The organism is Streptomyces sp. NPDC093598, assembly GCF_044764825.1.
GTDB lineage: Bacteria > Actinomycetota > Actinomycetes > Streptomycetales > Streptomycetaceae > Streptomyces.
Genome location: NZ_JBIWIV010000002.1, coordinates 868,053 through 880,771, shown reverse-complemented (window position 1 = coordinate 880,771; position 12,719 = coordinate 868,053). Strand labels below are relative to the sequence as shown.

12 protein-coding genes and 2 pseudogenes are annotated in these 12,719 nt (G+C 68.9%); 9 read left to right on the top strand and 5 right to left on the bottom strand.

The window, feature by feature from the left end; translation table 11 throughout:
- The first annotated feature begins 429 nt into the window (after nucleotides 1-429).
- The 5 genes from ACIRDU_RS09970 (at nucleotide 430) to ACIRDU_RS09950 (ending at nucleotide 7,225) form a co-directional block, all read left to right on the top strand.
- Entirely contained in the window at nucleotides 430-2,358 is a 1,929-nt protein-coding gene (locus tag ACIRDU_RS09970) for a DUF4978 domain-containing protein (RefSeq protein WP_403576604.1), read from the top strand.
- 88 nt (nucleotides 2,359-2,446) lie between these two features.
- Nucleotides 2,447-4,165, top strand: coding sequence for a substrate-binding domain-containing protein (locus ACIRDU_RS09965; RefSeq protein ID WP_403576602.1), 1,719 nt, complete (start codon nucleotides 2,447-2,449; stop codon nucleotides 4,163-4,165).
- A gap of 276 nt (nucleotides 4,166-4,441) precedes the next feature.
- Nucleotides 4,442-5,569 carry a Gfo/Idh/MocA family protein gene (locus ACIRDU_RS09960; RefSeq protein WP_403576600.1) on the top strand — a complete coding sequence of 376 codons (1,128 nt, stop codon included), beginning with the start codon at nucleotides 4,442-4,444 and terminating at the stop codon, nucleotides 5,567-5,569.
- Nucleotides 5,562-6,485, top strand: a complete 924-nt coding sequence (locus ACIRDU_RS09955) for a PmoA family protein (protein ID WP_403576598.1) — start codon at nucleotides 5,562-5,564, stop codon at nucleotides 6,483-6,485. Before ACIRDU_RS09960 ends, ACIRDU_RS09955 begins: the two co-directional genes overlap by 8 nt.
- Nucleotides 6,482-7,225 (top strand): cupin domain-containing protein, encoded by a 744-nt coding sequence (locus tag ACIRDU_RS09950; protein ID WP_403576596.1) that lies wholly within the window; start codon nucleotides 6,482-6,484, stop codon nucleotides 7,223-7,225. The genes ACIRDU_RS09955 and ACIRDU_RS09950 overlap by 4 nt, the downstream gene beginning before the upstream one ends.
- Nucleotides 7,226-7,604: 379 nt before the next feature.
- On the opposite strand, the gene ACIRDU_RS09945 is transcribed toward ACIRDU_RS09950, so the two are convergent.
- Both ACIRDU_RS09945 and ACIRDU_RS09940 read right to left on the bottom strand, forming a co-directional pair.
- The gene (locus ACIRDU_RS09945) at nucleotides 7,605-7,778 is read right to left on the bottom strand and encodes a hypothetical protein (RefSeq protein ID WP_403576594.1); all 174 of its coding nucleotides are present in this window, start codon (nucleotides 7,776-7,778) and stop codon (nucleotides 7,605-7,607) included.
- A 31-nt stretch (nucleotides 7,779-7,809) separates the two neighbouring features.
- Entirely contained in the window at nucleotides 7,810-8,625 is an 816-nt protein-coding gene (locus ACIRDU_RS09940; RefSeq protein ID WP_403577367.1) for an oxidoreductase, read from the bottom strand.
- A 166-nt stretch (nucleotides 8,626-8,791) separates the two neighbouring features.
- Between ACIRDU_RS09940 and ACIRDU_RS09935 the strand changes: the two genes are divergently transcribed.
- Complete coding sequence (locus tag ACIRDU_RS09935) at nucleotides 8,792-9,001, top strand: hypothetical protein (RefSeq protein ID WP_403576592.1); 210 nt, start codon at nucleotides 8,792-8,794, stop codon at nucleotides 8,999-9,001.
- A gap of 148 nt (nucleotides 9,002-9,149) precedes the next feature.
- On the opposite strand, the gene ACIRDU_RS09930 is transcribed toward ACIRDU_RS09935, so the two are convergent.
- Nucleotides 9,150-9,719, bottom strand: coding sequence for a TetR/AcrR family transcriptional regulator (locus ACIRDU_RS09930; protein ID WP_403576590.1), 570 nt, complete (start codon nucleotides 9,717-9,719; stop codon nucleotides 9,150-9,152).
- A gap of 50 nt (nucleotides 9,720-9,769) precedes the next feature.
- Here ACIRDU_RS09930 and ACIRDU_RS09925 point away from each other — a divergent pair.
- Nucleotides 9,770-9,970: pseudogene (locus tag ACIRDU_RS09925) on the top strand (hypothetical protein); the annotation flags it as partial.
- A 32-nt stretch (nucleotides 9,971-10,002) separates the two neighbouring features.
- Here ACIRDU_RS09925 and ACIRDU_RS09920 read toward each other — a convergent pair.
- Together ACIRDU_RS09920 and ACIRDU_RS09915 are read right to left on the bottom strand one after the other, a co-directional pair.
- Nucleotides 10,003-10,407: a hypothetical protein gene (locus ACIRDU_RS09920; protein WP_403576588.1), complete on the bottom strand. Its 405-nt coding sequence runs from the start codon at nucleotides 10,405-10,407 to the stop codon at nucleotides 10,003-10,005.
- Nucleotides 10,404-11,567 carry a 4Fe-4S binding protein gene (locus tag ACIRDU_RS09915; RefSeq protein WP_403576586.1) on the bottom strand — a complete coding sequence of 388 codons (1,164 nt, stop codon included), beginning with the start codon at nucleotides 11,565-11,567 and terminating at the stop codon, nucleotides 10,404-10,406. Before ACIRDU_RS09915 ends, ACIRDU_RS09920 begins: the two co-directional genes overlap by 4 nt.
- 240 nt (nucleotides 11,568-11,807) lie before the next feature.
- On the opposite strand from ACIRDU_RS09915, the gene ACIRDU_RS09910 reads away from it, so the two are divergent.
- Together ACIRDU_RS09910 and ACIRDU_RS09905 are read left to right on the top strand one after the other, a co-directional pair.
- Complete coding sequence (locus tag ACIRDU_RS09910; RefSeq protein WP_403576584.1) at nucleotides 11,808-12,509, top strand: SDR family oxidoreductase; 702 nt, start codon at nucleotides 11,808-11,810, stop codon at nucleotides 12,507-12,509.
- Nucleotides 12,510-12,531: 22 nt separating this feature from the next.
- Nucleotides 12,532-12,669: pseudogene (locus ACIRDU_RS09905) on the top strand (alpha/beta hydrolase); the annotation flags it as partial.
- Nucleotides 12,670-12,719 lie beyond the last annotated feature (50 nt).

The window sequence follows — 12,719 nt, the reverse complement described above, 5'->3', positions numbered from 1 at the left end:
AGGTGTCCGACAACAGCAGGGGCAACGTAGTGATCGTTCACCCGGGCGGTCAAGAGGTCTGGGGGTGATCGTTCACTTCACGGTGGGCCCCGTCGGCACGGCCGGAGCCATTCGCCCTGAGCTGCGACGAAACTTCTCCCGTTCACGCCATTGACACACAAGCGTTTCAGCCAGTCTTATGTGCGCCATCGTTGGTTTCAGTCAACCTCTGATCGCCAGGGCCCCGCCATCGCCTGTCGGCTCGATCGCGCTGCGCGCCCGACGCCCCTGCTGCGAAGGTTCCTGACGGGTGCCATCGACCCTCAATCGTGATCGTTCACTATCCGGCAGAAGTTCACCTGACACGGAGGTAGTGCAATGCAGTCGAACACCGGCCATTGGTCACGCCGCAGATTTCTCGCCACGAGCGGGGCGGCAGCCCTCGGGGGCATGGCACTGAACCTCGTCGGCGGCCTCCCTCGGGCCGCCGCGGCCGGCACCGTGGTGTCCTACGTCGACACATCGAGGTCCACGTACGACAAGATCGTGCTGATGGCCGACGGGAAGCCCTTCTTCCACAGTGGTGTCCAGTTCCGGTACGAGAAGCACAAGTACACGTTCGGCTGGACGGACGCCCAGCTGAAGCCGGTGCTCGGGATGATCCGCGACGACGGGTTCAACGTGGTGAACATCCCGATCTGGTGGTCGAAGGTCGAGACCTCGAAGGATGTTTTCGACTGGACCGACATCGACCGGTACCTGGCCTGGTGCGGGGAGTACGGCCTCAAGCTGGAACTCCTGTGGTTCGGCCATGAATCGACCGGTTCGTCCATGGCGGCCCGGATGCCGGCCTACGTGATGAACGACTACCAGTGCGTGGTGAGGTCCGACGGCACCAAGCTGACCCTGAACGGCAACCCTCTCCTGGACAAGACCGATCCGAACCTGCTCGCCCGGGAGAAGTACGTACTCGGCCGGCTCATGGCCCACCTCGCGTCCGCCGACACCGCTCACACCGTCGTCGGCATCCAGGTGCTGAACGAACCGAACGTGGCCAAGCAGCAAGGCGGCTCGTCCATCGACCGGAGCTACAGCACCTACAGCACCAACAGGTGGAACAGTGGCGGGTACACCGACGCGTCGAAGTTCCGCAAGGACGTGCTGCTGGACTACCTGACCCAGCTGGGACAGGTGATCAAGCAGTCGGATTACTCGGTGTACACCCGGGTCAACATCGCCGGCAGCGGGGACACGGTGCCGGTCGCCGAGAACGAGGCCCTCAGGGCCCAAGGAACGTCGACCATCGACTTCTTCGGGAAGGACCCTTACACCACGGGCCTCGACACGCTCTACAACTACGGGAGGGACGCCGTCTGGGCCCAGGGGAAGAACTTCCCCATGATCATGGAGAACTTCGGAGGAACCGCGGCAGCGGACGTCGAGAAGTTCAACGGCATCGCCGGCAACACCGCCTTCAACCTGTACGCCGCCCTGGACCCGGACTCCAGCACGGGCAGCAGCAACTACGGCTTGTACGACTTCAACCCCACCACCAAGGTCGTCACCCGCAAGGCCGTCTCGGACAAGGTCGCCCGACTCAACCACGTGCTGAACAAGATCCAGCGGGACCTCGCCGGCAAGCTTCCGGTGGAACGCGGCGGAACCGACCTGCAGACGTTCAACCGGGGCGCGACCGCCGGCACCACCACCACCAAGCCCGTGGGCGGCGTCGACATCACGTTCACGACATCGAGCGGTGCGCAGGCATTCGGCGTCAGGCGCGGTGCGGCCGAGTTCGCTTTCGCCACCACGACCCAGGCCACGTTCACACTGCCGGGAACCATCGGCGTCGTACGGTCCGTCGAAACCGGCCAGTACGACGCGAACGACAACTGGGTGAAGTCCGGCACCAAGGCGTACGGCACAGGGTCCGGGGACACCGTCATCGCCCTGGCGGCCGGCGAATGCGTGCGGGTCACCTACCTCGTCAGCGGCGCGCGGTACAAGCTGAGGAACACCTCCTCGGGCAAGTACCTCGACACCGACGCCGAGGGTGCGGTCATCCTCTCGTCCGCGACCACGTACGACGACCAGGACTGGATCGTCGCCAAGGACTCATCCGGATCCTGGACCATCAAGAACGTGCGATCGGGACGCTTCTATCTGGAAGCCGGCGCCACCGACAACAACGTCGTCTGGAACACCGGCACCGTTTCGGACGCCTCGCTCTGGAACCTGGAAGGGGTCGCGGCCGGCGGGCTGCGCGTCAGGAACACCCACACGGGAAGGGCGTACCTGTACGGGAACTCCGCGGATGAGGCGAAGTGGAACACGGGAACGCAGGACGCGAACACGGTCTGGGAATTCCAGCCCAGGTAGCCGCCCTCCCGCCGCCCCTCCCCCGCGAGGCCGGAAAGCGGTACACGCGGGTGAAGACGGCGCAGGGTGCCTGTGTAATGATTGCTGAATGAGTCAGGCCGACGTGTTGCGGGCTCTGGACGCCAGGGCCGCCGGCCAATGGGGTCTGGTGACCACCGCCCAGGCGAAGCTGGACGGCGTGCAGGGGGTCCAGCTCCTGCGGCTGGAGCGGTCCGGGGCGCTGGAGAGCGTCGGCCACGGGGTGTACCGCCTGGCCGCCTCTCCCCCGCCGGAGCACCTCAGGATCAAGGTCGCGTGGTTGCGGCTGGATCCCGGGACCCCGGCGCGGGACCGCCGTACCGACGGGCCCGGGTCGGGCGTCGTCTCCCACACCTCCGCGTGTGCGGTGCACGGCCTGGGCGGCCGGCCCCACGACCCTGTGGAGCTGACGGTCTCGTCACGCCGTACCACGCGTGACGAGACCGTCGTGCTGCACCGCGCGCGCACGGACGCCGAGGACATCACCGTCGTCGACGGGCTGCCCGTCACGACCGTGCCGCGTACCGTCGTCGACCTGTTGGAAGACCGTGCCGACGCGGCCCGTACGGGCACGTTCGTCGCCGAGGCCGCCGCCCGTGGCCTGGTGCGCGTCGACGACCTCGCGCCGCGGGTCGCGGCCTTCGCCGGTGCCTACGGGCTGCCCGCGGAGGCATCCGGCGCGGAACTGCTGGAGTTTCTGTGCGAGCAGGCGGGGCGTCCTCTGCCGGTACGGAAGGCCGGTCGGCCCGCCGCGAAGGCCTCCGGCCCAGGGGCGGCCTCCACCCCGGAGAGGAAGCGGCCGACCATCTGGGAGGTCGCCGAGCGGGCCGGCGTGTCGCACCAGACCGTGTCCCGGTTCCTGAAGAACGACAGCGGCATGAAGCCGGCGACGCGGGCCAGGATCGAGCGGGCCGTCGCCGAACTGGGCTACCGGCCCAACCTCATGGCGCGGTCGATGCGCACGCAGCGGTCCCATCGGATCACCATCGTGCTGCCCGAGTTGAGTGGCTTTGTTCCGATCCCTCTCCTGAGGGGGGCCTCCGCTGCGGCGCACGAGGCCGGGTACATGACCGACGTCGTCGGGCTGGAGGGCGGCGAGTCGCGGCGCGCCCGCAGCGTGCTGTCCCTGCTGGAGACCCGGCAGGCGGACGGGGTGCTGTCGCTCGTGCCGCTGGGGGACCTCGCCGGCGGCCAGGGCGCCGGTCAGCGGCCCGTGGTGGTGCTGGGCGAGTACGACGACAACCTCCAGTCCCGGGGACGGCTGGCCGACGGACGGCCCGCCGAGGAGATCCTGCGTCACCTCGCCGACCAGGGACACCGCCGGTTCCTCCACGTCGCCGGCTCGCAGGACTGGGCTTCGGCACGCAACCGGCGGGCGGTCTACGTGGAGGCGATCGAGCGACTGGGCCTTGAGTCCTACGGTGTCGTCGACGGCGACTGGTCCGTGCGCTCCGGCTACGAGGCCGCGCGGGACCTGCCCGCCGATTCCGGCGTGACGGCCGTGCTGGCCGCCAACGACTATGTCGCCCTGGGAGTGCTCCGCGGCTTCCAGGACCGCGGTGTGCGAGTGCCCGAGGAGATGAGCGTCTTCGGCTGGGACGACGAGGAGTTCACCCGATACTTCTCTCCGAGCATCTCGACGGTGCACATCAACAAGGAAGAAGTCGGCCGCCAGTCGATGCTGTCGCTGCTCGCTCTTCTGCGCGGCGAGCCCGAGCCGGAGTCCGTGGTCACGGATCTGTTCCACCTCGTGCCGCGAGGGTCGAGCGGTCCGGTCTCCCCCCGCTGAATCCCGCCGTCCCCCGGTCTTCCCGGTAGGACGTCACGCAGAATGTGAACGATCACTGCGCAACTCTTGACCACAATGGTGATCGTTCACTACGTTCGGCCTGCCGCCTCGTTCATGTCGACGAGAGCCGTGTTCATCCGACAGTGCCGTTCCCCTCGACCGCACGGCCACGCGTGCACGCCTTGGGCAACAGCTCGAACCGACCTTCTTCGTCAGCGGTTTGCCGACCCCCAGTGCCGCGCCCAGGCACCGCCCGAGCTTCCACGAAAGAGCCAGATGACCGAGTACAGCCAGCCCGCGCGGGTGGTGATCGTCGGCGCCGGAAACATCGCCGACGGCTGCCACATGCCCGCCGTCCAGGCCCAGAGCGGCGAGGCGACCGTCATCGCCGTCGTCGACGTCGACCTGCGGCGCGCCGAGGCCTTCGCCGCCCGCTGGGGCATTCCAGCCTCCTACGACAGCCTCGACCGGATGCTCCAGGAGCAGCACCCGGACCTGGTCATCGTCTGCACGCCCCCGATCGCCCACGGCGAGGCCATCACAGCCTGTCTGGACGCCGGCGCGTCGGTGTGGTGCGAGAAGCCTCCGACCCTCTCGGTGGCCGAGTACGACGCCGTCGCCGCCCACGAGCGCGAGGGCGGCCCGTACGTCTCCTACGTCTTCCAGCACCGGTTCGGGTCCGCCGCCCGGGCCCTGCGGGAGCACATCCGCACCGGCCGCCTCGGCGCTCCCCTGGTCGGCGTCTGCCACACCCTGTGGTACCGCGACGACGCCTACTTCGAGGTCCCCTGGCGCGGCAGATGGGCGACCGAGGGCGGCGGGCCCACCATGGGCCATGGCATCCACCAGATGGACCTCATGCTGTCCCTGATGGGCGAATGGACCGAAGTCCGCGCCGCCATGGGCACGTTGGCCCGTGACGTGGAGACCGAGGACGTCTCCATGGCGATGGTCCGCTTCGCAAACGGCGCCATGGTGTCCATGGTCAACAGCCTCCTCTCCCCCCGCGAGACCAGCTACCTGCGCTTCGACTTCCCCGAGGCCACCGTCGAGCTGTCCCACCTCTACGGCTACGACAACTCCCACTGGACATGGACTCCCGCCCCGCACCGGGCCGGCGCGACCGCCGCCGAACTCGGGGCACCGCCCGACGACGAAGCCAGTTCCCACGCCGCGCAGTTGCGCGTACTGCTGGAGTCCCTGCGCGCCGGACAACGCCCCGAGGCCAGCGGCGACGACGGCCGCCGCGTCCTGGCCTTCATCGCGGCCCTGTACGAGTCGGCGCGGACCGGACGTCCCGTCACCCCGGACATGATCACCCCGGCAAGCCCCTACTACCACTCCATGAGCGGTCGCCCCAGCGCCGCCCGGGACAACGCCGCCAAGGAGAAGACCGGTGTCTGACACCCACTTCCGCATCGACCACGACGCCGCCGGAACCCAGTGCGTGGTCTCGGCCGCGGGCACGGACCTCGCCACGTACGTCTACCGGCCGGACAGTCCTGTCGAGGAATCCCCCAAGCCGTATCTCCACCCGCTGAAGACACTTTCCGGTGCGCCCGTGGGCGTCTACCGGCCCTGGGACCACCGCTGGCACAAGGGCCTGCAGATGACCTGGTCGCATCTGTCCGGCGACAACTTCTGGGGCGGCCCGACCTTCCAACGGGGCGCGCCCGGCCACGGCTACGTCTGGCGGGAGAACCACGGCCGGCAGGTCCACCGCGCCTTCGAGCCGCAGGACCTCGGCGGCAGCGAGGTGTCCCTCGTCCAGGGCCTGGACTGGATCTCCTCCCGGGACGAGGTGTGGATCGACGAGACGCGCACGCTCCGCTTCCACAGCGCAGACACCGGCGACGGCGTCTGGGCGCTTGATTTCACCACCGCCCTGATGAACGTGCACCACGAACCCCTGCAGATGGGCAGCCCCACCACACACGGCCGCCCCGATGCCGGCTACACAGGGCTCTTCTGGCGCGGGCCCCGGGCCTGGACCGGCGCGGACGTCATCGCCGACGGGGGCCACGAGGGCGACACCGTCATGGGCACCCGGGGCGCCTGGGCTGCCATCACCGGTGAGCACGACGAGCTCGACGGCGGCGCCACGGTCCTCGCGTATGCCGGCACCACCAGCGCCTCCACCCCGCTGACGTGGTTCGCCCGCACCAGCGCCTTCGCCTGCCTCAATCCCTCGCCCGCCTTCGACACGGAGATCAAGCTGGAACCCGGCGAGACGCTGCGCCTGAACCACCGCTTCGTGTTCCTCGACCGCATGGTGGACCGCCACGAACTCGAAGCGATCGCACAGGAGTTCGCGCTGTGACCTCACTCCCCGACTTCCCCGGAGCCGTGGGGCTCAGCCAGCTCGAGGTGTACCCCTGGCCGACAGCGGACGACGAACACGGCGGCTCGCCGCACATGCACCTCACCTGCGCGGAGTGCTACGTCGTCGTCAGCGGCCGCGGCCGACTGGAGACCCTCAACTACAAGGGCCATACGACGACCGAGCTGCATCCCGGAGACGTCGTCTGGTTCACCCCCGGCACGATTCACCGAGCCATCAACGACGGGGACCTGCGCGTGATCGTCGTCATGCAGAACAGCGGTCTCCCCGAGGCAGGCGACGCGGTCATGACGTTCCCGCCCGAGTACCTGTCGCCCGAGACCTACCCGGACGCGGCCTCACTCCTCGACGCCGACGGCAGCCCCGGCCACGAGCGCGCGCAAGCTCGCAGGGATCTGGCCATCGCGGGCTTCACCGAACTGAAGCGGCAGTGGCAGCGAGGAAACCGCTCGGCGTACGAGGACTTCTGCGCGTCGGCGGTGCGTCTCGTCCAACCCCGCCTGGACACCTGGGAGAAGACGGTCAGCGACGGGGCGCTGGCCGCCGCGCACACGGCATTGCGGCAGATCGACGCACTGCGGCAGCGCCGCTTCGACCACTTGTTCAGCGCGGAGATCTCGCGTATCGCCCAGCCTTCCCGACAGACGCTGGGCATGTGCGGTTTCCTCCGCGCCTACGACCCGGCCCGCCGGGCCGGCACATCGGCCGAGCAGCGGTGAGGCCCCACCAGGAGGACTCCGGCGTGGCGTCCCTGTTCTGCTCCGGGCGCCCAGCGACTCAGGCAGCCGCCAGCTTGCGGATGCGCGGGGGGTTCTCCAGTGCCCACCGCACGGTTCTGGGCGGGCGCCCGAGCAGGGTTTCCAGCTCGTCGGTGACGCCGCCGTATCCTCCACGGCCGATGATCCGGGTCAGGGTCTTCAGGTCCCGTGCATGTCCTTCAGCTCCGGGCCGGTGAGCGCGTAGGACTTGGAGATGTGCGGCGCCGGGTCGGCCAGGGTCTTCGCGCACAGTCCCGCGACGTCGTAACCGGCGATGGGTGCGAGCCGGTGGTCGCCGAAGGGCAGGCGCAGTTCACCGTCGGCCAGTGAGCTCGCCGAGTCACGCGCGCCGCTCCTCCTCCGGCGCGGTCATCTTGTCGAAGGTCATGAACGACTGCTCGTACTCGGAGATGTCGACGAACACCTGGATGTCGCCCTGAGCCCGCGCCGCCGCGGCCATCAGGCTGACGGCGTCGGTGCAGTACGGCGACAGGCTCATGCTCTGGGCGGCCACCGCCGTAGCCGTCTCCGGGTGAGTCTGTGCGTCAGCCGGCCAGGCGGTTGATCTTGCGGATCTGCTGGTCGAAGACCCGGGCGGGAACGAGCCGGCGCAGTGTGCTCACGCGTCCGGCCGTGGGGCCGGCCGTGTAGCGCAGCTTCGGCCTGGCGTCGGTTGCCGCCGCGACGATCGCCTCGGCGACGACGGCGGGCGCGTCGCCGTCCCTGATCGCCTGCGCCATGACGCGGTCGACGATCTGCCGCTGCTTCGCGTAGGCGTGCAGGGGTGTGTCCGGCTTCGCGCTGTTGGCCTCGAATCCGGTCCTGGTGTAGGCGGGTTGCACGAGAAGCGACCGGACGCCGTGCTCACGGACCTCGTGGTCCAGGGATTCGGAGTAGCCCTCGATCGCGTGCTTGGAGGCGGCGTACACGGCCATGTACGGCTGGGGCATGAATCCGAGTACGGACGAGATGTTGATGATGCGCCCGCGTTTCCGGGCGCGCATGTACGGCAGGACTCCCGTCACCATGCGCATGACCCCGAAGACGTTGGTATCGAAGACGGCCTGGGCCTGCTCGACGGAGGTTTCCTCCGCGGCACCCATCGAGCCGACGCCGGCGTTGTTGACCAGGACGTCGATCCGCCCGAACCGCTCGCTCACCTCTTGGACCGCGGCGGCGACCGAGGCGTCGTCGGCCACGTCGAGGTCGAGGAGCGTCACACCGTCGAGCGGGGTGACTCGGGCGGTGTCGCGACTTGTGCCGACCACGTCGAAACCCGCTGCGACCAGTGCGAGCGCGGATTCTTTCCCGATGCCGGATGACGCACCCGTCACGAGTGCCACCGGCCGTTCTGTCGTCATCATGCACTCCACATCGCTTGAAAAAACCGATCGGTTTCCGGCACTGTAAACCGATCGGTTTCCGGCATGCAAGCTCAGGCGGGGATAACGACGGCATGGGCAGGGTCAGTGCGCAGGAGAGGCGCGAGAGCGTCATACGCGCGGCGATCGCCAGGCGGGTCGGAGCATGGAGGACACTCGCCTGGCTTTCGAGGCAGCGGCCGACGGGGCGGAGGACGGCGAGCGGGCCCTCCAGTCCATGATGAACGCTTACATGCAGCTGATCTCGAGGCGTCCCGAAACGCTCCTGACGCCGATGCGCGGATACGTCACCGTGGCGGCCGCCGAGGCGAAGGGCGACCGCCTGATCGGCGAGGTCGTCCGGGCCGGTGGATGAGGATCTGGAAGACCGTGCACCCGCCGCTGGGTGCCGATGCCGACCGGACCGCGAGCTTCTTCGCCTGCTGCATGCCCGGCAACGCTCTTGCGGCTATGGGGCTTTCCCCGAACGACGGGCGGTGGGGAGGCGTTCCGGGGGCGATGCGTCAGCGCATGCCCGCCGCGTCGAGCAGGGTGATCACCGTGGGCGCGATGAGGCCCGTCAGTTTGTCCGCCCCGATGCCCGCGCGGGCGCTGGCGCCGTCGAAGACCAGGCTGAGCTGCCGGGCCAGCAGACCGGGATCGCTCGCTCCGCCCTGCTCGGCCTCGGCGCGGAAGAAGGCGGTCAGGTTCTCCTTGACGCCGTGGGCGACCCGGCTCGCGGGGTGGTTCTGGTCCTTGAGCTCGATCTGCGCGGCCAGGAAGGGGCAGCCGTAGAACTCGGGCGCGCCCGACAGCGATTCCACCTGCTCGAAGACGTGCAGGATCCGCTCCCGGGGTGAACGGTCGTCGTCCGCCGCGGGCAGGAGTGCCGACACGTAGGCGGACGTGCGCCGCTCCAGACTCGCCGCGAGCAGTTCGTCCTTGCTCTCGAACAGCTGGTACATGGAGCGCTTCGACACTCCCGCCGCCTTGCACAGCGCCTCGACGCCGATACCGACGCCGCCTCTGTAGGTGAGCGTGGCCGCCGCCTCCAGCAGCCGCTCCCTCGGGCTTGGCTTCACTTCTGTGGTCATGCTGCGAGATTAACTCGATCCCGGCACAATGAAAACTGATCGGTTTCCACGGTGGATCCCGGCTGATGGTGGGCAGCTGGATTCATCTCGCCGGAAAGGGCGGGCGCCGTCCGCTGGCCCTGCTGAACACTCCGGTCCAGTGGGGCGATGCCCCGCAGATGATCGACGTCGAACGGACCATCAACCGGCTCAAGAACTCCCGGGCTGTCGCGACCCGTCACAACAAGCGCGCCTACGTCGTCCACGGCACCAGAATCGGCACCCCGGCAGGGGGCGGAAACGCTCAGCGCGCGTCGAATACCGCCTGCAACGCCTCCGCCGTGGGAGCGATGACAACCGCGTCCCCCTGAAGCTCCGGAGAAAGATGCCGGCGCTCCTCCTCGTGAAAGATCATTGCGCCACCGCTCTGGGGGACGATCGAGGCTCCGAGCGCTGCCCCCAGCCGGGCAAGCACGCCGAGCATCGCGCCACGGGCAAAGTGCGTAGCCGTCACACACGACATCCCACGGTCGCCGTGGGCCTCGTGGTAGACATCCGCTTCACCCCCGTCCTCCGCGCGGAGCTGGGAGAAGCCCTCCTCAGGACCGCCCGCCACGACGTACGGCTCCGTCATCCGCCGGAACCGTTCGGCGTCCAACGCGACGACCTCACCGTCGACGAAGCGAAGCAGGAAGATGCTGTAACTCACGGACACACGCTGCCATGGTCATGATCTGCCGGACAGGGCGGGTCAGCATTGGCTCGCTCGGTGGAGGCGGGACGCTTCGCCGGGGGCTGCCAGCCGCCGGTGACTTCCTTGACGGGCTTGTGGGGGAAACGGCGCTGGGCGTACTCCTGCGCCTGCGAGCCCGGCAGGACGTACAGGGTTTCCTTCTTGTCCTGGAGCGGTCGCAGCACGGTGTCCATGAACGTCTTGCGGTCGTCCAGGTACGGGCCCAGGACGTCCTCGCCGCCGGGGCAGACGGCAAGGCAGTAGCCGGACTTGTAGCCGGGGGGCGAGCTCAGGCTCTGCCACATGGAGGCGCTCTCGGAATCGGTGACCCGGGAGCGGTAGTCGGCGGCGTCCTCGCTGTCGGCCACGGTCTGCGCCCAGTCGGTGAACCCGCTCATGAATTCGCGGTAGTTGTGCGTGGTGCAGGCCAGCGCGTCGAAGGCGCCGTCCTTGGCGATGGCGCCGACCGGGCAGGCGGCGACGCACAACTTGCAGTCGATACAGGGGTTGTAGTCCAGCGCCTGCCCGTACTCGCTCACCTCCGCGTCCACCAGGACGGTGACCAGCAGGATGAAGCTGCCGAACTTCGGGTGGATGACGTTGCGGTGCAGGCCCATCACGCCGAGCCCGGCGGCCACCGCGACCGTCTTGTGTGCCAGGACCCAGATGCGCTCACTGGGGAAGTGGTCCATCTCCTGGGGGAAGCCGACGGATGGATTGAGTGCGCGGTAGCCGGCGTCCTGGAGCGCCCGGGTGACACTGCGCGCGGCATGGTTGGCCTGTTCGTCGGTCTGGTGGAACTCCTGGTTGGCCACGCTGCGGGCCGGGGAGCGGCAGTTGTCACGGTTCATCCGGACCGCCATCGCGATCAGGGTGCGGGTGCCGGGCAGCGCGGACTGCGCATGCTCGCGCTCGCCGGCCAGGTCGGGGTGGTCCAGGCTCACCGCGGCCGCGTCGTCCGCACCGGCCGCCAGGCACAGCTCGCGCAGCCACGCCGCGTCGATCACCGCGGGCGGGCGCGCCGGGTCACCGGCCCCGCGCCGGGCGAGTACGGCCTGTACCGACGGGTGGGCGGCCAGCTTCGCCGGGAGCCGGGGACTCGACGGCTGCCCCTCGGCGTCGCGCGCGGAAGTCATCCGTGCTCCTAGTGGTTCGGGGTCGGGATTCGCCCGCCTCCATGACGAGAAACCGATCAGTTTCACCACTGTAAACCGATCGGTTTCCGCACGCAAGCCCGAGCTAGGGGCCTCCCGGTTCCACCCGTCATTGAGGCGTGGCGGCAGCCGGTACGCAGAGCAGGCCGAACTTGCGCCTGAAAACCGATCGGTTTACTGTCGTGGAAACCGATCGGTTTCCGACTTTTCGTGGAGGCAGTCATGACCGCTTTGAAAGGCGCGAACGTCTTCGTCACCGGCGGCAGCCGGGGCATCGGCAAGGCGCTGGTGGAAGAGCTGTACGCGCGTGGAGCCGCCAAGGTCTACGCCACGGCCCGCGACCCGCGCAGCGTGACGCACCCCGACGCGGTCCCGGTGGCGCTGGAGGTCACCGACCCGGCCTCCGTGGCGGCGGCCGCCGCACAGGCGCGGGACGTCACCGTGCTGATCAACAACGCCGGTGCCGCGGTCGGCGCTTCCTTCCTCGATTCCCCGGTCGACGACGTACGCCGGGAGTTCGAGACCAACTTCTACGGCCCGCTGCTTCTCTCCCGGGCCTTCGTGCCGGTCATCGAGCGCAACGGCGGCGGCCACATCCTCAACGTGCACTCAGTACTCTCCTGGCTGGCCCTCGGCGGCTCCTACAGTGCCTCCAAGGCCGCCCTGTGGTCGCAGACCAACTCCCTGCGCCTGGAGTTGCAGCCGCGCGGCATCGCCGTCACGGGACTGCACGTCGGATACGTCGACACGGACCTGGCGGCGGACGTCGACGCACCCAAGTCGGACCCTCGTGACGTCGCCGCACTCGCCCTCGACGGGGTCGAGTCGGGTGCGTACGAGGTGCTCGCCGACGACATCTCGCGGCAGGTCAAGGCGGGCCTGGCCGGCGACCTGGCAGGGCTGTACGCCCAGCTGGCCGAGTAAGACAGGACCAGGAGACAGCGAGATGCCCGGCCAGGAGTCACGTCCCACGATTCACATCCCGGGGACCACCAGCCACACCCTCGCGCCGCGCGCAGGACGACACAGCCGCGAGGGAACGCTGCGTTACCTCAGCAGGACCGGAGATGCCGGGCTGCTGGTCCCGCGAGCCGGCGGGCCGGTCTCCCGGCCCGGCCCGCCGGCGCCTCGGAA

Coding starts and splice junctions, on each gene's coding strand:
- ACIRDU_RS09940 (WP_403577367.1), bottom strand. CDS start 8,625: ATGACGACAGAACGGCCGGTGGCACTCGTGACGGGTGCGTCATCCGGC.
- ACIRDU_RS09970 (WP_403576604.1), top strand. CDS start 430: ATGGCACTGAACCTCGTCGGCGGCCTCCCTCGGGCCGCCGCGGCCGGC.
- ACIRDU_RS09935 (WP_403576592.1), top strand. CDS start 8,792: ATGGAGGACACTCGCCTGGCTTTCGAGGCAGCGGCCGACGGGGCGGAG.
- ACIRDU_RS09960 (WP_403576600.1), top strand. CDS start 4,442: ATGACCGAGTACAGCCAGCCCGCGCGGGTGGTGATCGTCGGCGCCGGA.
- ACIRDU_RS09915 (WP_403576586.1), bottom strand. CDS start 11,567: ATGACTTCCGCGCGCGACGCCGAGGGGCAGCCGTCGAGTCCCCGGCTC.
- ACIRDU_RS09965 (WP_403576602.1), top strand. CDS start 2,447: ATGAGTCAGGCCGACGTGTTGCGGGCTCTGGACGCCAGGGCCGCCGGC.
- ACIRDU_RS09930 (WP_403576590.1), bottom strand. CDS start 9,719: ATGACCACAGAAGTGAAGCCAAGCCCGAGGGAGCGGCTGCTGGAGGCG.
- ACIRDU_RS09910 (WP_403576584.1), top strand. CDS start 11,808: ATGACCGCTTTGAAAGGCGCGAACGTCTTCGTCACCGGCGGCAGCCGG.